This is a genomic window from Pedobacter ginsengisoli, assembly GCF_002736205.1.
Classification (GTDB): domain Bacteria; phylum Bacteroidota; class Bacteroidia; order Sphingobacteriales; family Sphingobacteriaceae; genus Pedobacter; species Pedobacter ginsengisoli_A.
Genome location: NZ_CP024091.1, coordinates 4,439,026 through 4,458,452 on the forward strand (window position 1 = coordinate 4,439,026; position 19,427 = coordinate 4,458,452).

The 19,427-nt window shown below is 38.4% G+C and carries 20 protein-coding genes; 9 read left to right on the forward strand and 11 right to left on the reverse strand.

Annotated features, from left to right (window positions below):
• Nucleotides 1-13: 13 nt before the first annotated feature.
• On the reverse strand, nt 14-646 hold the full coding sequence (locus CPT03_RS18450) for a peroxiredoxin (RefSeq protein ID WP_099440208.1): 633 nt from the start codon (nt 644-646) through the stop codon (nt 14-16).
• Between the two features lie 159 nt (nt 647-805).
• Nucleotides 806-1,975 carry a hypothetical protein gene (locus tag CPT03_RS18455; protein WP_099440209.1) on the reverse strand — a complete coding sequence of 390 codons (1,170 nt, stop codon included), beginning with the start codon at nt 1,973-1,975 and terminating at the stop codon, nt 806-808.
• Between the two features lie 119 nt (nt 1,976-2,094).
• Between CPT03_RS18455 and CPT03_RS18460 the strand changes: the two genes are divergently transcribed.
• On the forward strand, nt 2,095-3,495 hold the full coding sequence (locus CPT03_RS18460) for an aldehyde dehydrogenase family protein (RefSeq protein WP_099440210.1): 1,401 nt from the start codon (nt 2,095-2,097) through the stop codon (nt 3,493-3,495).
• Here CPT03_RS18460 and ygiD read toward each other — a convergent pair whose 3' ends face one another.
• Together ygiD and CPT03_RS18470 are read right to left on the reverse strand one after the other, a co-directional pair.
• Nucleotides 3,496-4,323, reverse strand: coding sequence for a 4,5-DOPA dioxygenase extradiol (gene ygiD / locus CPT03_RS18465; RefSeq protein ID WP_099440211.1), 828 nt, complete (start codon nt 4,321-4,323; stop codon nt 3,496-3,498).
• Between the two features lie 50 nt (nt 4,324-4,373).
• Nucleotides 4,374-4,946 (reverse strand): YceI family protein, encoded by a 573-nt coding sequence (locus CPT03_RS18470; RefSeq protein ID WP_099440212.1) that lies wholly within the window; start codon nt 4,944-4,946, stop codon nt 4,374-4,376.
• A 147-nt stretch (nt 4,947-5,093) separates the two neighbouring features.
• On the opposite strand from CPT03_RS18470, the gene CPT03_RS18475 reads away from it, so the two are divergent.
• From CPT03_RS18475 to CPT03_RS18490, 4 genes are read left to right on the forward strand one after another with little or no spacing between them, the layout of a single operon-like run.
• The gene (locus CPT03_RS18475; protein ID WP_099440213.1) at nt 5,094-5,777 is read left to right on the forward strand and encodes a peptidylprolyl isomerase; all 684 of its coding nucleotides are present in this window, start codon (nt 5,094-5,096) and stop codon (nt 5,775-5,777) included.
• Between the two features lie 16 nt (nt 5,778-5,793).
• Entirely contained in the window at nt 5,794-6,564 is a 771-nt protein-coding gene (locus CPT03_RS18480; RefSeq protein ID WP_099440214.1) for an exodeoxyribonuclease III, read from the forward strand.
• Nucleotides 6,565-6,567: 3 nt separating this feature from the next.
• Complete coding sequence (gene hutI, locus CPT03_RS18485; protein WP_099440215.1) at nt 6,568-7,812, forward strand: imidazolonepropionase; 1,245 nt, start codon at nt 6,568-6,570, stop codon at nt 7,810-7,812.
• A complete protein-coding gene (locus CPT03_RS18490) occupies nt 7,812-8,780 on the forward strand; it encodes a formimidoylglutamase (RefSeq protein ID WP_099440216.1) in 969 nt (322 codons plus the stop codon). The genes hutI and CPT03_RS18490 overlap by 1 nt, the downstream gene beginning before the upstream one ends.
• Here CPT03_RS18490 and CPT03_RS18495 read toward each other — a convergent pair.
• The 7 genes from CPT03_RS18495 to CPT03_RS18525 all read right to left on the reverse strand — a co-directional run bounded on the left by CPT03_RS18495 (nt 8,741) and on the right by CPT03_RS18525 (nt 15,364).
• The gene (locus CPT03_RS18495; RefSeq protein WP_099440217.1) at nt 8,741-9,319 is read right to left on the reverse strand and encodes a 5-formyltetrahydrofolate cyclo-ligase; all 579 of its coding nucleotides are present in this window, start codon (nt 9,317-9,319) and stop codon (nt 8,741-8,743) included. The genes CPT03_RS18490 and CPT03_RS18495 overlap by 40 nt on opposite strands.
• 84 nt (nt 9,320-9,403) lie before the next feature.
• Nucleotides 9,404-9,964, reverse strand: coding sequence for an elongation factor P (gene efp, locus CPT03_RS18500; protein ID WP_099440218.1), 561 nt, complete (start codon nt 9,962-9,964; stop codon nt 9,404-9,406).
• A 156-nt stretch (nt 9,965-10,120) separates the two neighbouring features.
• On the reverse strand, nt 10,121-10,735 hold the full coding sequence (locus tag CPT03_RS18505) for an ATP-binding cassette domain-containing protein (protein WP_099440219.1): 615 nt from the start codon (nt 10,733-10,735) through the stop codon (nt 10,121-10,123).
• 14 nt (nt 10,736-10,749) lie between these two features.
• On the reverse strand, nt 10,750-11,535 hold the full coding sequence (lpxA, locus tag CPT03_RS18510) for an acyl-ACP--UDP-N-acetylglucosamine O-acyltransferase (RefSeq protein ID WP_099440220.1): 786 nt from the start codon (nt 11,533-11,535) through the stop codon (nt 10,750-10,752).
• A complete protein-coding gene (locus CPT03_RS18515; protein WP_099440221.1) occupies nt 11,532-12,944 on the reverse strand; it encodes a bifunctional UDP-3-O-[3-hydroxymyristoyl] N-acetylglucosamine deacetylase/3-hydroxyacyl-ACP dehydratase in 1,413 nt (470 codons plus the stop codon). The genes lpxA and CPT03_RS18515 overlap by 4 nt, the downstream gene beginning before the upstream one ends.
• Entirely contained in the window at nt 12,934-14,019 is a 1,086-nt protein-coding gene (gene lpxD, locus CPT03_RS18520) for a UDP-3-O-(3-hydroxymyristoyl)glucosamine N-acyltransferase (protein WP_099440222.1), read from the reverse strand. Before lpxD ends, CPT03_RS18515 begins: the two co-directional genes overlap by 11 nt.
• Before the next feature lie 121 nt (nt 14,020-14,140).
• On the reverse strand, nt 14,141-15,364 hold the full coding sequence (locus tag CPT03_RS18525; RefSeq protein WP_099440223.1) for an HD domain-containing protein: 1,224 nt from the start codon (nt 15,362-15,364) through the stop codon (nt 14,141-14,143).
• Nucleotides 15,365-15,468: 104 nt separating this feature from the next.
• Between CPT03_RS18525 and CPT03_RS18530 the strand changes: the two genes are divergently transcribed.
• The 4 genes from CPT03_RS18530 (at nt 15,469) to CPT03_RS18545 (ending at nt 19,427) form a co-directional block, all read left to right on the forward strand.
• The gene (locus tag CPT03_RS18530) at nt 15,469-17,022 is read left to right on the forward strand and encodes a bifunctional response regulator/alkaline phosphatase family protein (RefSeq protein ID WP_099440224.1); all 1,554 of its coding nucleotides are present in this window, start codon (nt 15,469-15,471) and stop codon (nt 17,020-17,022) included.
• Nucleotides 17,023-17,024: 2 nt separating this feature from the next.
• Nucleotides 17,025-17,441, forward strand: coding sequence for a tRNA (adenosine(37)-N6)-threonylcarbamoyltransferase complex ATPase subunit type 1 TsaE (tsaE, locus tag CPT03_RS18535; RefSeq protein ID WP_099440225.1), 417 nt, complete (start codon nt 17,025-17,027; stop codon nt 17,439-17,441).
• Between the two features lie 67 nt (nt 17,442-17,508).
• Nucleotides 17,509-18,735, forward strand: coding sequence for an alanine dehydrogenase (locus tag CPT03_RS18540; RefSeq protein ID WP_099440226.1), 1,227 nt, complete (start codon nt 17,509-17,511; stop codon nt 18,733-18,735).
• A gap of 8 nt (nt 18,736-18,743) precedes the next feature.
• Nucleotides 18,744-19,427 carry a M15 family metallopeptidase gene (locus CPT03_RS18545; protein ID WP_099440227.1) on the forward strand — a complete coding sequence of 228 codons (684 nt, stop codon included), beginning with the start codon at nt 18,744-18,746 and terminating at the stop codon, nt 19,425-19,427.

Below are 19,427 nucleotides of genomic sequence, written 5' to 3' on the forward strand. Positions count from 1 at the left end.
TTAAATTAGTTGATTAGTTAGCGCTTAAGTATTCAGCAACGCCAGTTCTGTTTGCACTCATTGCTTCTTTGCCTTCTTCCCAGTTTGCAGGACAAACTTCGCCATGTTTTTGAACATGAGCATAAGCATCAATTAAACGTAAATATTCTTTAACATTTCTACCTACCGGCATATCGTTAACGCTTTCATGGAAAACTTTACCTGTTTCGTCAACTAAATAGGTGGCTCTGTAAGTAACGTTTGAACCAGAGAAAATTTCATTTCCTTCTTCATCATACTCAACCTCTTGCTCAACAATACCTAAAATGTTTGATAATTGTCTGTGAGTATCTGCTAAAATCGGATAAGTTACACCTTCGATACCACCGTTATCTTTTGGCGTGTTTAACCATGCAAAATGAACTTCATTTGTATCGCATGATGCACCAATTACAATAGTGTTTCTTTTTTCAAAATCAGGTAATGCTGCCTGAAAAGCATGCAATTCTGTTGGACAAACAAAAGTAAAATCTTTTGGATACCAGAATAATAAAACTTTTTTCCCTTTACTTACTGCTTCTTCAAATACATTGATCTTTAAATCGTCACCCATTTCTGACATCGCATCGATACTTACACTTGGGAATTTTTTTCCTACTATAGCCATAATTATATTTTGTGTTTTATTTTTTTTGATGGTGCAAAGGTAAGCCTATCTGCACTCAAAAACAACCATATTCAGGATATAGCGGATACTTAATCTTGATAGGCACATAGACTAAATCTATATCTCAAAAACACAAATTAGTTTTTGTCTATTTTTATTTTAACGTTGTACTCTTCCTGTTTTATCGGTATTAACCCCAAATGGTTTTAAATATTCATTCACCAGAACGGCAAATTCTCTGCGTGTAATATTGCGCTTTGGATCGTAGTCTGTTTTAAAGTTATATATCTTTTTCCAGTTCTTTTTAATCTCATCTTCAGTGTTCTTTGGCGACTTCCCTCCTACATAGCAAACAAGATTTAATGTTGCACCAATAGTCATATCAGGCTCCTTATGCTCATCAAACCAAATTTGGGCTTTATAATAATACTCTTTAATAGGGTCCTTTATTTCTGCGGTCGAAACTGTACGCTCAGGCTCAAAATTAGCCCCACCATTCGTAATGTTTGTCTTTAAAAAACCCGAGAGTCCTAAAAATTGAATAGATTTCCAATTGGTATCAGCTTGCTTAATATCGGTAAATGGCATCAGAGACAATTGGTACTTTATTAATTCCCCCTGAATCTCTTTTAAAGGCGCTACAGATGTCTTTGTCTTGAAAAACGCTGCATAAGCAGCTACTGCACCAGCAGCCTGTCCAGCAATAAAACTTTCATCTCCAGAGTTTAATAGCACAAGATTATCTTGCTCAGGAATAAGCAGATCACTTAGAAATAGCAGATTTGAAGATGTATTTCCAACTTGCTGCCCTGAGGCTATGCTTGTTCTGTAAAGGGTATTTTCATAGCTAAGCAAATGCCACGGCTTAACGGCTGTCCGAACCGGAATAGCAGCATTTACTTTTCCCGTTCTGTCAGCATTTATCAATGCAATAGCCTTGATTGTTCTGCCATCATTTAATTGAACACTCCACCCGCTTCCAGATCTTTTTAACTTAATCCAGTTGGCTTTTTTTATTATAGTTAAGTTTTTAAGTGTGTCTGTCCATGATTTTATAACGGAGTTTACTTTAGTTACATCTTTAGTCTTTAGGCCCTTAAACAGATCCGCCTCAATGCCGGCAGACAAATTCCCAGAAGTGAGCGTTGCTTCAAAACCTTCTCCAGGGAGTAATACAATTGTTTTTGCACCCGAAACACTTGACTGAATACTTGCAGCAGCGGCACTGCTGCCGTTGCCAATAACCAGCACACCTGTTTTAATAGTTTGTGCGTTTGCCAGTTGAAGAAATAATATAGTTACTAATGCAGTAAAAAATCCCCTTTTCATTTGTATATTTATTTTACATGTGCAATATCCCTTAAATCAATCTATTTTCAATACAATAGCAATTAAGGATTATTAATTTAACCTATTTTAACAATTTCAGGCCAGCTTGGCAAGCCAACATGACTCAAAGCATCAATTCAATTTTCAATGCCCAACAGGCGCATAAATATACGCTTCGGACTAATAGTGCTGCACAAAGAATAAGTAAATTAAAAGCATTAAAGCATGCCATAGAAAAACATGAGAACGAAGTGTACGCCGCTTTACAACAAGATCTTAGAAAAAGCCAATTTGAAGCGGCTGTTACCGAGCTGATATTTACCTATGCTGAGATTGATTTTGCCATTAAGCATTTGCAAAAATGGATGAGGCCAAAGTATATTGGCAAAACAATAACTAACCTTTTTGCTAAAAACAGACTGTATTATGAGCCAAAAGGCGTGTGTCTGATCATTTCGCCCTGGAATTATCCTTTTCAATTACTGATGGCTCCCTTAATCTCGGCCATTGCCGCCGGAAATTGCGTAATACTAAAACCTTCGGAACTTAGCCCTGCTACAAGTTCAATTATAGCACAGATTATTGTCGAATGCTTTGAGGAACAAGAAATCTCTTGCTTTGAAGGCGATGCAACTGTCTCTACAGCTTTACTGGAGCTCCCTTTTGATCACATTTTCTTTACAGGGAGCACTGCCATTGGAAAGGTGGTTATGGCGGCCGCGGCAAAAAATCTTACCTCTGTAACATTGGAGTTAGGAGGAAAATCACCAACTATAATTGACACTACTGCAAATCTTAAAAATGCCGCAGAAAAGATTGCCTGGGGGAAACTGATGAATGCCGGACAGACCTGCATCGCGCCCGATTATCTTTTTATCCCTGAAGGCCTTCAAGCAGAGTTTATTGGGCTCTACAAGGAATCTGTAAATAAAATGTTCTGTAATGGAGCCAGCACAATTGACCCGGCCATTTATGCGAAAATCATAAACGAGAGGCATTTTAAAAGATTATCTAGCCTGATTACCGATGCAACAAGCAAAGGTGCCAGCGTAGCCCTGGGTGGCGAAATGGATGAATCCAGTAAAACAATTGGCCCTACTGTGCTTACTCAGGTTCAAGACGATTCGGCTATTATGAATGAAGAGATTTTTGGCCCTGTATTGCCAATTATTCCGTATAAAAATTTAGATGAAGCAATTGCCCGTATCAACCAAAAAAGCAAACCTCTGGCATTGTACATTTTTAGCGAAAGCAAGGAAAACATCAATAAAATTATAGCAAATACCAGTGCCGGGGGCACTTGCGTTAATGATGTACTGATTCATATTTCGAACCCGAAACTTCCTTTTGGAGGTGTAAACGGAAGTGGTATGGGAAGCTGCCATGGGGTATTCGGCTTTAAGTCGTTTAGCCATGAAAGAGCAGTCGTTTTTCAGTCTAAGCTAGACATGACCAATATTATTTACCCACCCTATAAGGGCAAGGACTGGGTATTAAAATGGCTAAAAAAACTTATGTAATTATCCTATTTGAACAGAGGTCATGGTTAATGATCCGCCAACAGCTTTATCGTTAAACAAATAAATCTCTTCGTTTTCATTTTTTAGGCCAAGAGTATACATCAGGGGCAAATAATGCTCAGGAGTAGGTATTGCAAGCATTGCCTCTTTACCCAGAGACTGGTAGTTCATTAGCGGCTGATGTTCATTGTTTAATATCAGGCGTTTGAATCTATCGTTCATTTGCAAAGCCCAATCGTAACCACCACCATTTATCATTTGCCAGCTCATCATCCTAAGGTTATGAACCATATTTCCGCTTCCCAGAATTAAAACGCCTTTTTTTCTTAAAAGCTGCAATTCTTTGGCCAACTCATAATGATAACGCGCATCCTTTGTATAATCGATACTCAATTGAAGAACAGGAATATTTGCTTCAGGGTACATGTGTCTTACAATTGTCCATGCCCCATGATCCAAACCCCAGTCATGATCCAAACCAACAGGAGTGCTATGTATAAGTCCAGCGGTTTCAGCAGCCAACTCAGGATCTCCTGGAGCGGGATAATCAACATCGAAAAGCGCTTGCGGAAACCCACCAAAATCATGTATAGTCCTGGGGAAATCCATAGCTGTAATATGAATCCCTTTAGTAAACCAATGCGCAGAAACTACCAGTACTGCTGTGGGCACAGGTATGTTTTGTGCCATTGAAGCCCATTTCCCGCTAAATTCATTATCCTCTATCCCATTCATCGGAGACCCGTGCCCTATAAATAACACCGGCATAAGGCTATCTTGAATTGGCAGCCTGCTTGTGAATGTTTTGAATTGAGATAAGTTATTCATATGATTAGAAATTAATACAGGCCGCCAGATTAAGACGACCTGTAAATCAATTATTTTGCCTGAACAAACTCCAGGTTCAAAACTATTTTAACATCTTTAGCTACGCCCATTCCACTTGGATCGTACTTTATGTTGTAATCCAAACGATTAATGGTCGTCTGTGCTGAAAATCCTGCTTTGGTGTTTCCCTGCTGATCTTTAGCAGTTCCACCATACACTACGCTGAATTTTACATCTTTGGTTACATCACGGATTGTAAGTTTTCCACTCAATTCGTAGTTGTTCCCTTTCAGCTTTTTGAATGATGTGCTTTCGAAAGTCATATATGGAAACCCTTCAGCATTAAAGAAATCATCAGATTTTAAGTGCTTATCGCGAGGCTCAACACTTGTAGAAATGCTATTTACATCAACCGAAAAGCTAATTTTTGCATCTGTTAAATCTGCTTTAGCTGCAGTGACTGCGCCATCAAATTTTTTAAATGATCCGTCTACAAAAGAGATTCCCATATGTTTTACTGAGAAATTCACAAATGAGTGCATTGGATCTACTGTCCACTTTGTTTGTGCGAAAGACGCAACACTGATTGAAATTGCAACCAGAAATAAAAATACCTTCTTCATAATTTTTTGAGTTATTAATTTACAAAATTACATCCGTCTTCCTTAATGGATATTGATGTATGATAAGAAAGATAATCAATAAAATTGACCTGAGCCGCATTTCAATAAAGCCATTTTTAACTTACCTTAGCTTCAAAGTAATTACTAATGAACAAAATTCTTACCTTAATCCTATGTCTGGCTTTTTTATCTGGCTTTGCTGCAAGGCCAAAACACCAATACATTAAAATAAAAACCGATATGGGCGAATGTATTATTATGTTGTATAATGAAACCCCGAAACATCGCGATAACATTATATCTCTTATTAGAAAACACGTTTACGAAGGCACCTTATTTCATAGGGTGATTAGGGATTTTATGATTCAGGGTGGTGATCCGGATTCAAAAAAAGCAAAACAAGGAGACTTATTAGGGGATGGATCACTAGGCTATACTATTCCGGCAGAATTTAGAGATAGTCTGTTTCATAAAAAAGGGGTACTCGCTGCCGCTAGAGACAATAATCCGGAAAAGGCATCAAGCGGGTCTCAGTTTTACATTGTTCAGGGTAAAAAATTTACCGATGAAGGGCTGGATTCATTAGAAGAGAACCGCCTTCATTTCAAAATCCCTGTTTGGCAGAGAGAAATATATAAAAGCATAGGTGGCGCCCCTCATTTAGACAGGAACTACACTGTTTTTGGAGAGGTTATCTCAGGCTTAGATATGGTTGATAAAATTGCCTCTGTTGCAAGAGATTCAAACGACCGTCCTGTTGTTGATGTGAAAATGTCAGTTTCCGTTTTAAAAAGACGTGCAGCTAAAAAGTTAGAAAAACAAATTAATTAATCCAGCAATATATTTTATGAAGATTATATCTTACAATGTTAATGGCATCCGCTCGGCATCAACCAAAAACTTTTTTGGATGGTTACAGGCCACTGATGCTGATATGGTTTGTTTACAGGAAGTTAAGGCTTTACCTTCTCAGATTCCTGATATACTATCCTTAATTGAGCAGCTGGGATATCATCATTACTGGTTTCCTGCTGAGAAAAAAGGCTATAGCGGTGTGGCTATATTAACCCGGATTAAGCCAAATCACGTTGAGTACGGTTGCGGGGAAGAGTGGATAGACAAAGAAGGGCGCATTTTAAGGGCTGATTTTAACGACTTCTCTTTAATGAGCCTCTATATGCCATCGGGATCAAGTGGAGACGAGAGACAAGTTAAAAAGTACGAATTCATGCGTTTCTTCGATACATATATTGCCGAGCTACGCAAAGAATGCCCTAATTTGATTATTTCGGGCGATTATAACATTTGTCATACCGCTATCGACATACATAACCCTAAATCAAATGCAAATTCTTCTGGCTTCTTACCTGAAGAACGCGAGTGGATGGAATTGTTTTTAAATAATGGCTTTATAGATACTTTTAGGCATTTTAATAAAGACCCGCATCATTATACTTGGTGGAGTTTCAGAGCAAATTCCAGAGCTAAGAATCTTGGATGGCGTATTGACTATCATCTGGCAACCCAGCCTCTATTAAATAAGCTTAAAAAGGTTACAATTCTTCCAGATGCCGTCCATTCCGATCATTGCCCTGTGCTATTGGAGTTAAACCCCTAAACCATGTCGGCCCTCCTGATAACAGATATTGGCTTGCTTGTTGGCATTCATCCTAAAAACGTTCTGGTTTTAAAGGGAAGTGCCATGGGTGCTTTACCGGCAGTAAATAACGCCTGGATATTATGTGAGAGCGGATTAATAACGCGTTTTGGCAGCATGGATAATATTCCTACTGATCTGCCAACCTCATTAACCTCCGTTTCTGCTAACGGAGGCTACGTTTTCCCTTCATGGTGCGATTCACACACTCATATTGTGTTTGCCTCCTCACGAGAAGAGGAATTTGAAATGAAAATTCAGGGAAAGAGCTATGAAGAAATAGCCGCAGCAGGAGGTGGAATTTTAAACTCGGCTCACAAGCTTCAAAAAGTATCAGAAGATTCTTTGTTTGAAAGCGCCTCTATGAGGTTAAACGACATGATTAAGTTAGGAACCGGAGCTGTTGAAATTAAAAGCGGCTACGGTCTGACTGTTGATAGTGAATTAAAAATGCTCCGGGTAATCAAGCGTATCAAAGAGGCTTTTAAAATTCCCGTTAAAGCTTCTTTCCTTGCAGCACATACTTATCCGGAAAATTATAAAAACGACCATAACGCATACATTCAGCTAATTGTTGATAAAATGCTTCCACAGATTGCGGATGAAGGTCTGGCAGATTACATGGACGTGTTTTGCGAAAAAGGCTTTTTTTCGGTAGATGAAACAGATAAACTTTTAGATGTCGCAGCAAAATATGGATTACCTCCTAAAATTCATGCAAACCAATTGTCTATTTCAGGAGGCGTTCAGGTTGGAGTAAAGCACAATGCAGTCTCGGTAGATCACCTTGAGGTTACTGACAAAGAAGCGGTTAGATGTTTAAGTAAAAGCAATACTATTGCTACCCTTCTTCCATCCTGCTCCCTGTTCCTCGGCATCCCCTTTGCTAACGCACGCAACCTAATAGATGCCGATATTCCCGTAGCCTTAGCTTCTGATTTTAATCCTGGATCTACTCCTTCGGGCAACATGAACCTCGTGGTTTCTTTAGGCTGCATCAAATTAAAGATGCTCCCAGAAGAAGCAATTAACGCAGCCACTTTAAACGGCGCGGCTGCAATTCAGCTATCTGATATTACGGGAAGCATCGCAATTGGAAAAAAAGCAAACCTATTCATTACACGGCCAATGAGTTCACTTGCTTACCTCCCTTATAGTTTTGGGCAGTCGCAAATAGAAAAAGTAGTTTTAAATGGAGAAATATATTAATGGATGGACTTCAAATTTACACCAGTAAAGACATTCTAAAATTAGTTAACACCCGCAGCGGAGAAACAAAATTAGGTCAATGCGTAGAGGTTGTTGCCTCTTTAGAAAACCTTAATACCTCAAAAGCCCGTTTTGTTTTAGTGGGTATTCCCGAAGACATTGGAATTAGGGCCAATTATGGCCTCGCAGGGGCCTCTACAGCTTGGCATCCCACACTTAAGGCTTTGCTTAATACGCAATCTAACCGCTTTTTAAATGGTTCAGATTTAATTGTCCTCGGGCATTTTGAGTTTGCAGATCCCCAAAACAATACAATAGAAGAACTGGAGAGAAAGGTAACTGAAATTGATGGCGAAGTCTGTGCATGCATCATTAAAATTATTGACGCCGGGAAAATTCCAATCATTGTTGGAGGAGGCCATAACAATGCCTACCCCATAATCAAAGCTCTCGCCTTAGCCAAAGGGGAGTTAGCTGAAATAATCAATATAGACGCTCATGCCGACCTAAGAGAACCAATAGGACGGAACAGTGGCAATAGCTTCAGTTATGCCTTAAAAGAAGGCTATATAGCCAAGTATGGCATTTTCGGATTGCATCAGAACTACAACAATGAAGCTATTCTAAATCAAATAAAGGAAAACAAAAAAATAACTGCTGTTTTCTTTGATGATATTCTATTATCAGAGACCATTGCAACCCTCTGGAACCAACTTATCAGTCAATTTAAAACTCCTGGCTTAGAAATTGACCTTGATAGCATAGAAAACATACTCTCAAGCGCTGCTACGCCATCTGGTTTTAGCTTAAATGAGGTAAGAAAGTTCATTCTTAGTTCGTCAAAGCAATTTGCTTATTTGCATATATGTGAAGGTGCGAGCACAATGGAAGACGGAAGAACAAGTTCTTTTACCGGAAAAAGTATTGCTTATTTAATTACTGATTTCCTGAAATCATATACAATGTGAGGGGTGATGCATAAATCCAGGCGGATATCATGTTCGTTCACATCCTCTATATCATCTCCTGGCTCAAAAAATGAAATCCCCACTTTAAGAGTTCTCAAGCCTTCTAAAAACCTATCATAAAACCCTTTCCCATATCCAACTCTATATCCTTTTCTATCAAAAGTCAGCAGCGGAATTATCACCATTTCTACTTCTCCTGAGTGCAATTCTCCTGTTTGAGGTTCCAGAATATTATATAGGTTCTTTTGTAAATCTTCTCTTTCCGAATAAACATAATTGCTCATTAATGCTGTTTCAAAGTCGGCTTTCGGTACAATAATTTTTATCTCCGGATGATTGTTTTTTAACCAGTCAATGAAAAGAAATGTATCAGGCTCGTTTTTTTCTGCGATGGGTAAAAAAATATGTATCGTTCTTATTTCTGAAAAATCAAACTTAGAAAAATGGGCTAATAATTGATTGGAAAGCGTGGGTATTACCGAAGGAGAGAGCGATGCTCTCTGGTTTAGCGCCAGTTTTCTTAGTTGTACCTTTTTCATCAAAACAAATATAAAAAAAGATGGCTTCGGGAACCACTCCGAAGCCACAATCAACCTAAACCTAAAACTAAACTATGAAAATTCTTATTTAACTCTTTCTACGTAATCGCCAGTACGTGTATCTATCTTAACTTTATCACCTTGATTGATAAACATTGGCACTTTTATTTCAACTCCAGTCTCTACAGTTGCATATTTTAATGCGTTTGTAGATGTATCGCCTTTAACTGCAGGCTCGGAGTACGTTATTTCTAATTCAACATGCGAAGGCGTTTGCGCCATAATAGGCTCATCACTTTCAAATGCGATGATTACATTCATTCCTTCTTTCAAGAAGCGAACACTTTTACCAAATAATAATTTTGGAATATTAAATTGTTCGAAAGTAGCATTATCCATTACTACAAGTGCATCGCCATCTTCATACAAATATTGGTAATCGCTGGTTTCAACACGGCAAATCTCAACATCCTCATCAACACGGAATCTATATTCAACAAGTTTCCCTGTTTTTACGTTTCTCATTCTTGATTGATAAAAAGCACGTAAATTACCTGGCGTACGGTGTAAAAACTCTTCTACCTGTACTAATTCTCCGTTAAAACGAAGGATATTACCATTTTTTACTTCTGATGCTTTTGCCATTTTATTCTGAAATTTTGCCTAAACCACCGGCCTTTTTTCGTGCCGCAAAGGTATAAACTATTTATTAATTCTACAATAGTAATTTAAAAATAAATTTTTATCGGTCTTAAAGCATCAAATTGCCCGCTTTTAAACTCAATACAAATATAATTTTTGTTATTTATAATTAGTTATTTGAACGAAATGGTTACAAAAGGAATACTCTACCTCCTGATTTGAACCTACAATTACAAGTCTATCAGAAGTAAAGCGTTCCATTAGCTCATGGTACCATGTAATGCCCTGCTTATCTAAATTTGAGGTTGGCTCATCCAATAATAATATAGGAGTATCTGTGCAGCATGCCAGCACTAACTTAGTTCTCTGCTTCATTCCTGACGAGAAATACTTTAATGCTTTATCCTGCGATTTCTTTAGCCCCAGCAACTCCAAAACCATCCCCTCGTCAAAGCCTTTCTGTAATTGCTTAAACTTAAAATGAAAATCAATCGTTTCCTGAAGGGTAAACTCCTCTATCAAATCCAGATATGGGGCCGCAAAACTAATATATTTATAAATGTGGTCTACAGCGATTTCTTTCTGACTATTATACGATATTCTGCCTTCAGAGGGAGACAAACTCCCAAGCAACACACTTAGAAATGTTGATTTCCCTGAGCCATTGGGCCCTAAGATTGCGTATTTACCGCTCGGATTAAATTGATAGTTAACACCTTTAAAAATCCACTCCTGGTTAAATCTTCGCCCAATGTCCTCTAACGTAATTGTCATTGATCTGATATCAATTAACTACCAGACCCAAAGCCCTTCATTACACCTCTGTTTGAGTTTCTTATAAAATCAACTATTTCATCACGGATCTCCGTTGGTATAAATTCTGCTTCAATCATATCCAGAGCTTTGGTAACGTTGTTATGTTTAACAAATAAAACCCTGTAAATTTCTTGTATCTCGTTAATTTTCTCAGAAGAGAAACCTCTTCTTCTCAAACCTACAGAGTTAATCCCTGCATATGAAAGGGGCTCTCTGGCGGCTTTAACATAAGGGGGGACATCCTTTCTTACCAGGGAACCCCCTGTAACAAATGCGTGGGCTCCAACTTTAACAAATTGATGAATAGCCACCAAACCCGCCAATACTACATAATTACCAATTGTGATGTGGCCAGCTAAAGTTGTGCTGTTCGAAAATATGCAGTAATCTCCAACTTCGCAATCGTGAGCAATGTGAGAATAAGCCTGAATAAGACAATTGCTGCCTATTACAGTTTTCCATTTATCTTTTGTTCCTCTGTTTATAGTAACACACTCTCTGATGGTTGTATTATCGCCAATTTCGGCAGTAGTTACCTCTCCGGCGAACTTTAAATCCTGAGGCACACCTGAAATCACTGAGCCTGGAAAAACCCGGCAGTTCTTTCCAATGCGAGCGCCATCCATAATAACGACATTCGAACCTATCCAGGTTCCCTCACCAATCTCCACGTCCTTATGTATCACTGCAAAAGGCTCTATTACCACATTATCGGCAATTTTTGCCTGAGGGTGTATATACGCTAGGGGTTGTATCATGTTGTCGGTTCGCTATCTTTAACTTTTATAATTTGTGCCATCATCTCCGCTTCAACAACTACTTTGCCTCCTACCATTCCAACGCCTTTCATCTGGGCAATTCCCCTTCTGATTGGTTCCATCAAATCGCATCTGAAGACAATGGTATCCCCTGGGGACACCTGAGCTCTAAAGCGTACATTATCTATTTTTAAAAACAAAGTAAGGTAATTTCTTGGATCAGGAACAGTACTCAAAACCAAAATACCTCCGGTTTGAGCCATTGCCTCAATTTGAATTACCCCAGGAAATACCGGGGCTCCAGGAAAATGCCCTTTAAAAAACTCTTCGTTCATGGTTACATTCTTAACACCAACTACGTGTGTCTTAGAAAGTTCCAATATTTTATCTATAAATAAAAAAGGCTGCCTATGTGGTAAAATATCCATGATCTGAACCACATCATAAAGCGGCTTTACCGATGGGTCATAAACATGCTGTACCTTTTTATTTTTTTCTTTTTTGATTGCTGCTTTAATCTTTTTTGCAAAAGCAACATTTGCGGCATGACCTGGGCGGGCAGCCATAATATGGCCTTTCAAATGTATACCAACAAGCGCCAAATCACCAATCATATCTAACAATTTGTGTCTGGCAGGCTCGTTTTGATACCTTAATTCCATATTATTTAGAATTCCTTGTGGGGCAACCTCCATAGCCTTTCTATTAAAAATAGTTGCTAAATGGTCTAATTCCTCCTTTGTAACTTCTTTATCTACAATAACTATGGCATTATTTAAATCGCCACCTTTAATCAAGTTATTCTGTAATTGATATTCAAGTTCGTGTAAAAAGCAAAAAGTTCTGCATGATGCGATTTCTTTTTTGAACTCTGCAATACTTGAAATTCCTGCATGCTGACTTCCTAAAACCGGTGAATTATAGTCTATCATACAGGTAAACCTGTAGTCGTCAAGTGGCATTGCAACAATTTCAACTTTTCTATCCGGCTCAGTATATGTTATATTATGTGGTATTTGAAAATACTCCCTATCAACCTCCTGTTGCTGTATTCCTGCAGCCTCAAGTGCATCTAAAAATAGAATTGCGCTACCATCCATAATTGGTGTTTCAGGACCATCCACTTTCATAAGCACATTATCCAGATCCATTCCCACAAGCGATGCCATAACATGCTCAACGGTACTTACACTAGCTCCGTTCTGCGAAATAGTAGTCCCTCGTGCAGTATCGGTAACATTATCACAATCTGCATCCACTATTGGTGCTCCCGGCAAATCTATCCTTTGGAATTTAAATCCATGATTCTCAGGGGCCGGACAAAAAGTTAATGTGACATTTGCTCCGGTATGCAGGCCTACACCCTTTACGGAAACTTCGTTTTTAATGGTCTTTTGCTTAACGTTCATTATTATTCTGTATTGTACTATTTTGTTCAATTACCGCTCTTAGTTGGGCGATAGTTGTTTCTAAAGCTGCTATTCTTTTTTCAACAGCAGGCAACTGTTTAAATATTACAGATGCGCGCATCCAATCTCTTAAAGGCTGGGCAGGACTGCCATGCCACTGTTTATTCTCTTCTGATATACTAAAATTAATGCCAGCCTGAGCGCCAATTTGCGTTCCTTTCGCTAATGAAAGATGGCCTGCTATTCCTACCTGACCTCCCACTACTGATTTTTCGCCCAGCTTGGTACTTCCAGATATACCGGTTTGTGCAGCCACAACGCTATGTTCACCAACATCAACATTATGAGCAATTTGAATCAAATTGTCCAGTTTAACTCCTTTTCTAATAAAAGTTGAGCCCATTGTTGCCCGGTCAATTGTAGTATTTGCACCAATCTCAACATCATCTTCAATAACCACATTGCCAATTTGAGCAATTTTTGAATAGGTTCCATCCGCCTGTGGTGCAAATCCAAATCCATCGCTACCCACTACAGTATTGGCATGTATAAAAACACGATTACCAATAACAGACCGGTTATAAACCTTAACCCCGGGGAAAAGTGTGCATCCTGATCCAATTTTTGTGTCGGGCCCAACATAGACCTGTGCTAATATTTTGGTGTTGTCTCCTATTTCAACATTCTCAGCTATATAAGAGAACGCCGCGATAAAGACATTTTTGCCCAGTTTTACGGTCGGGTGAACAAAAGAAGGTTGCTCAACACCGGATGATTCGCTAACCTGACTTATCACTTCATTGTACCTGTCTAACAGAACAGAAAATGCACTATAAGGATCTGAAACTTTTATTAAAGTGCTTTTTACAGGTTGTGACGGTAAAAATTCCTTACTAACAATAACTACAGAAGCATTGGTAGAATATAAATAGTTCTCATATTTGGGGTTTGACAAAAAGCATAAAGATCCCGGCTTGCCATCTTCTATTTTAGAAAGCTCTTCGACTTTTACATTTTCGTCGCCCTCAATGGTGCCATTTATAAATTCGCTTATCTGCTTGGCAGTAAATTGCATTTTACAAAGTTATATGTTAAATTGATATGAACAAATAAACCTATTTAGGTTATTACAATTCCATAATTAGTTTTAAAAAACTAAAAACGGGATTAAAAATTAATTATTTTGTTAAAATATGCTAAATAATTCTTGGGTAGCAAAGTATGTGCTTTTTCACTGTTTTGTCTAAAGATTCTAAGTTAGATAAATCTGATGCTTTTGCAATATCAATTATGATATTGTTTTTTAATAAAATGTTTATATTGCTGTTTCCGGCATCATAAGCCCTATTTCTTACCACATCTGTAAAAACAAAATAAGACACTTCATCACCAATAAGATTTAAAAATTCTGCGGTGTTCTCCTTAAGTACATCCACTCTGTTCTGATCTGGAGCATCATTTGTAATCTCAACCTTATAAAGGTTCCTGTTAGTGAGCATTTTGCACAACTGTGCCAGTATTCTATCACCGTGATTGCGCCAAACCTTTATTGAAGCAAAAATGTCCTGATCGTCTAGCTGTACAAACATGGATAAGTGAATGTCTTCCGAAAAGAAATCTGCTTCCGTAACATCATTTATCAAAAAATGCTGTAGTGCAGGCGTAGCAAAAAGGGCTTCTCCTCGTGCGGCCAATTCCTTTGCTCGCTTTAAAATTTTCACCAGCACCATTTCTCCTGCAATAACAGTTTTATGTAAATAAACCTGCCAATACATCAATCTTCTTGAGATCAGAAAGTTCTCTATCGAATAAATGCCCTTTTCTTCAATTACAAGATTGTCATCCAGCACATTAAACATTTTAATGATCCGATCAAAACTAATTACCCCTTCGCTTACTCCGGTAAAAAAACTATCCCGGTTCAGGTAATCCATTCTATCAAGATCTAACTGTCCTGAGACCAGCTGAGCCAGAAATTTCTTGTGGTATTTACCTTTAAAAATATCAATTGCAGGCGTTAGTCTCCCCCCAAATTCAGCATTTAGCTTTTCCATAATTAGCATGGAAATGTCTTCATGCTTTATTCCATGAGCCAGTGAATACTCCAGCGCATGAGAAAAAGGACCATGTCCGATGTCATGTAACAAGATAGCAATTGTGGCAGCCTCTTCTTCTTCACTATTTATCTTATGCCCTTTGCTTCTTAAAATTTCAATAGCCAACCCCATAAGATGCATTGCCCCTAAAGCATGGTGAAAACGGGTATGTAATGCTCCCGGATACACCAAATGGGTCATTCCCAATTGCTTTATATATCTCAATCGCTGAAAATAGGGATGAGATATCAGATCAAAGACTATTTCTGAAGGAATATTTATGAAACCATAAACCGGATCATTTATTATTTTCTTTTTGTTCAATCCTTAAAAATAAATTATACGGTACAAAAATTGCTATTTTTATCCATAGTAAGAAAGACACTCTCTCTTTTTGACAAATAAATTCACATTATATAAATACGATAATGCAGGAAACCAAGATTCTATGGGCCGATGATGAGATAAACTTATTAAAACCACATATACTGCTGTTAAACGAAAAAGGATATCATGTTACCACTTACACAAATGGCAATGATGCCCTTGAAGCATTTGGGAAAGAACACTTTGATCTGGTTTTTCTAGATGAAAATATGCCCGGATTGAGTGGCCTTGAAACGCTAACTGCTATAAAAAACATCAGAAATGATGTCCCCGTTGTCCTCATAACCAAAAGTGAAGAAGAAAACTTAATGGAAGATGCAATTGGGTCTAAAATAGACGACTACCTTATCAAGCCAGTTAATCCTAAGCAGGTATTGCTAACGATCAAGAAAATAATCGACAATAAGCGTCTCGTAAGCGAAAGAACATCCATGGCCTATCAGCAAGACTTTAGGCGATTAGGCATGACCTTAAATGATAAGCTAAGTTATGAAGAGTGGGTAGATGTTTATAAAAAGCTGGTATTTTGGGAGCTAGAGCTAGAGAAGCTAGATGACCCGCAAATGCACGAAATTCTGACAATGCAAAAGTCGGAGGCAAACATGCAATTCTCAAAATTTATTGAAGATCATTACCTCGGGTGGGTCAATGGCAAAGGCAAAGCTCCTCTGCTTTCCAATGATCTGTTGAAGAAAAAGGCATTCCCATTAATTAATAACAATGTCCCTGTCTTTTTTATCCTAATTGATAATTTAAGATATGACCAATGGCGCATTATTAATCCTCTGATTAGCGAGCACTTCCGCCTAGATGAAGAAGATACTTATTCAAGTATTTTGCCCACTGCAACCCAGTATGCGCGAAATTCGATATTTTCAGGCCTAATGCCGCTCGAAATGGAAAAACGCTTTCCCGGATTATGGCAAAATGACGACGATGAGGGCGGGAAAAACCTGCATGAAGGCACATTTTTAGCAGATCAGATTAAGCGTAGCCTGCGTAAAGATTGTAAATTCAGTTACAACAAAATATTAACATATGATGACGGGAAAGCCCTTAATGAGCAAGTAAACAATCTCCTGCAAAATGAGTTCAATGCTATTGTTTATAATTTCGTAGACATGCTATCGCATGCCAGAACTGACATGCAAATGATTCGGGAACTGGCTAATGACGATGCTGCTTACCGCTCTTTAACTTTGTCGTGGTTTGAGCATTCGCCATTAATGGACCTTTTGAAAAAAATATCTCAGAAAAATGTTAAAGTTATCATTACAACTGATCATGGAACCATTCGGGTAAAACACCCAAGCAAAGTTATTGGAGACAGAAACACCAACACAAACCTCCGTTACAAACAGGGGCGCAACCTTAACTTTAATCCAAAAGAAGTTTTTCTTATTAAAAACCCGCACGAAGCTCAATTGCCTAAAATTAATATCAGCTCTAATTATATATTCGCAAAAGAAGATCGTTATTTTGTTTACCAGAACAATTACAACCAGTTCGTAAACTATTACAATGAAACCTTTCAGCACGGAGGTATTTCATTAGAAGAAATGATAATACCAATTGCAACTTACAGCTCAAGATAATAATGAATATTAATGTTAACAGTTTATCTGATTTAGACCAGGCCGCTATTTCGCTCTTAGATTTTGCCGGAACAGAAAAAATATTTGTTTTTGAAGGTGATATGGGCGCCGGCAAAACTACTTTCATCAAGGCTTTAACTAAAGCACTTGGTGTAAAAGAGCTGGTTTCCAGCCCCACATTCTCCATCGTAAATGAATATGAAGGAAAAGGCAAAACCTTTTATCATTTTGATTTTTACCGTATCAAAAACCTTCAGGAGGCATATGATATTGGCTATGAAGAATACTTCTTTTCAGGAAATACCTGCTTTATCGAGTGGCCAGAAAAAGTTGAGGAACTATTACCTGAACATTATATAAAAGTTGAGATCAAAATGATTAATGAAAACGAAAGATTACTGTCCATCAATAAAATATAAAATAGCAGACCCTGATTATTAGGTTATTTTTTTCTTAATTTCAAGCTAAAATATCTCATAAACAAATATGGCTACAGGATTACGCGAAGGTATGGCCTCAATTGCTCAAAAAGGGCTTTTACAGCCCAAAGAGACAATGTTAGAAACCCGTCAGAAAAGCAATAGTTTGTATATTGGCATTCCAAAAGAAATCTCATTTCAGGAAAACCGAATAGCCCTTACCCCATTATCTGTTGCTCTTTTAATTAACAACGGGCATAAAGTAATTATAGAAACAGGTGCTGGTGTTGGCTCAAATTTCTCAGATAAAGATTACAGCGAGCAGGGGGCAATAATTTCATTTAATAAAAAAGATGTTTTTAATGCCGATATACTGGTAAAAATAGCCCCACCTACTTTAGAAGAAGTTGCGTTAATGCACAAGGGGCAAACGTTGATTTCGGCCCTTCAAATGGGAGGCTTGAAAGAAAGCTATCTAAAAGCCCTTCTTAATAAAAAAATCAATGCCATCTGCTTTGAAAACCTGAGGGATGAAGGAAATATTCTAAGCGTAGTACGGGCAATGAGCGAAATTGTTGGCGCAACGTCTATTCTTATTGCGGCAGAATACCTGAGCAATGTAACAGGAGGAAAAGGCCTGATGCTAGGTGGCTTCACAGGAGTTCCTCCAACCGAAATTGTTATTCTTGGTGCCGGTACGGTTGGCGAATATGCCGCCCGTACAGCTCTTGCTTTAGGTGCCGAGGTAAAAGTGTTTGATAGCTCTATTTATCGCCTGCGACGCCTACAAAACAACCTGGGCAGTCGCGTTTTTACCTCTGTAATGCAGCCAATAGTTCTTGGAAAAGCAATTACTACCTGTGATGTCGTTATAGGCGCAATCAGAGCTACCCATGGAAGAAGCCCGTGTATTGTAATGGAAGAAACTGTATCCCGAATGAAATCCAACTCTGTCGTAATCGATGTAAGTATTGACCAGGGCGGCTGCTTCGAAACCTCTACAGTCACAAACCATAAAGATCCTGTATTCAGGAAACACGATGTGATCCATTATTGTGTCCCTAATATTGCGTCCAGAGTACCAAGAACAGCATCATACGCACTTACAAATATATTTACCCCCATTCTTTTAGACATTGGCGACATGGGCGGACTCATGAATATGGTTTGGAGCAAGCCCGGAATCCGGGAGGCGCTGTATATCTATCAGGGGCATCTAACCAACAAAGATCTTGCAAACATGTACAATCTTCCGTACAAAGATATTGAACTGCTTATGGTCTCAAATCAGTAGTCTTGAAAATGAAACAGTACCTGTATTTATTGTTCTTGCTCTGCCCTTTCTTTATCTCGGCCCAGCAATACAAAGGCAATCCTTATGGCTTACAGGTCATTGGCTCAGATAAAGACTACAAGGCATCCTATGCTAAAAACCCGCAAAACGAACTCATAGAAATCAAAAGGGAAATTCCAAATATTAAGCTCGACATTAAGTACGCCACCAAAAATAATTTCATGAATCAGGTTATGTACAAAGAGGCCCGCGCTTTTGCCAGAAAGCCTGTTGTTACACAGCTAAAAAAGATACAATTAGTCCTTAACAAAAAAGGCTATGGCCTAAAAATCTTCGATGCGTACCGGCCATATGCCATCACACTGGCATTCTATCAAAAAGCCCTGAATAAAAACTTTGTTGCCAACCCCAAAAAAGGCTCTAAACATAATCGTGGATGTGCTGTTGACCTCACCCTGATTGATTTAAAAACCGGAAAAGAGCTGCAAATGCCAACCCCATACGACAGCTTTGCCGAGCAGGCCTCGCCATCCTATTCAAACCTACCGCCCCAGGTAATAAAAAACAGAACATTATTAATTACAACAATGCAAGCTTATGGTTTCCGTGTAATAAAAAATGAATGGTGGCATTTCGATTTCATCGGATGGAAGAACTATGCGCTTATGGACATCCCGTTTGAAAGCCTATAA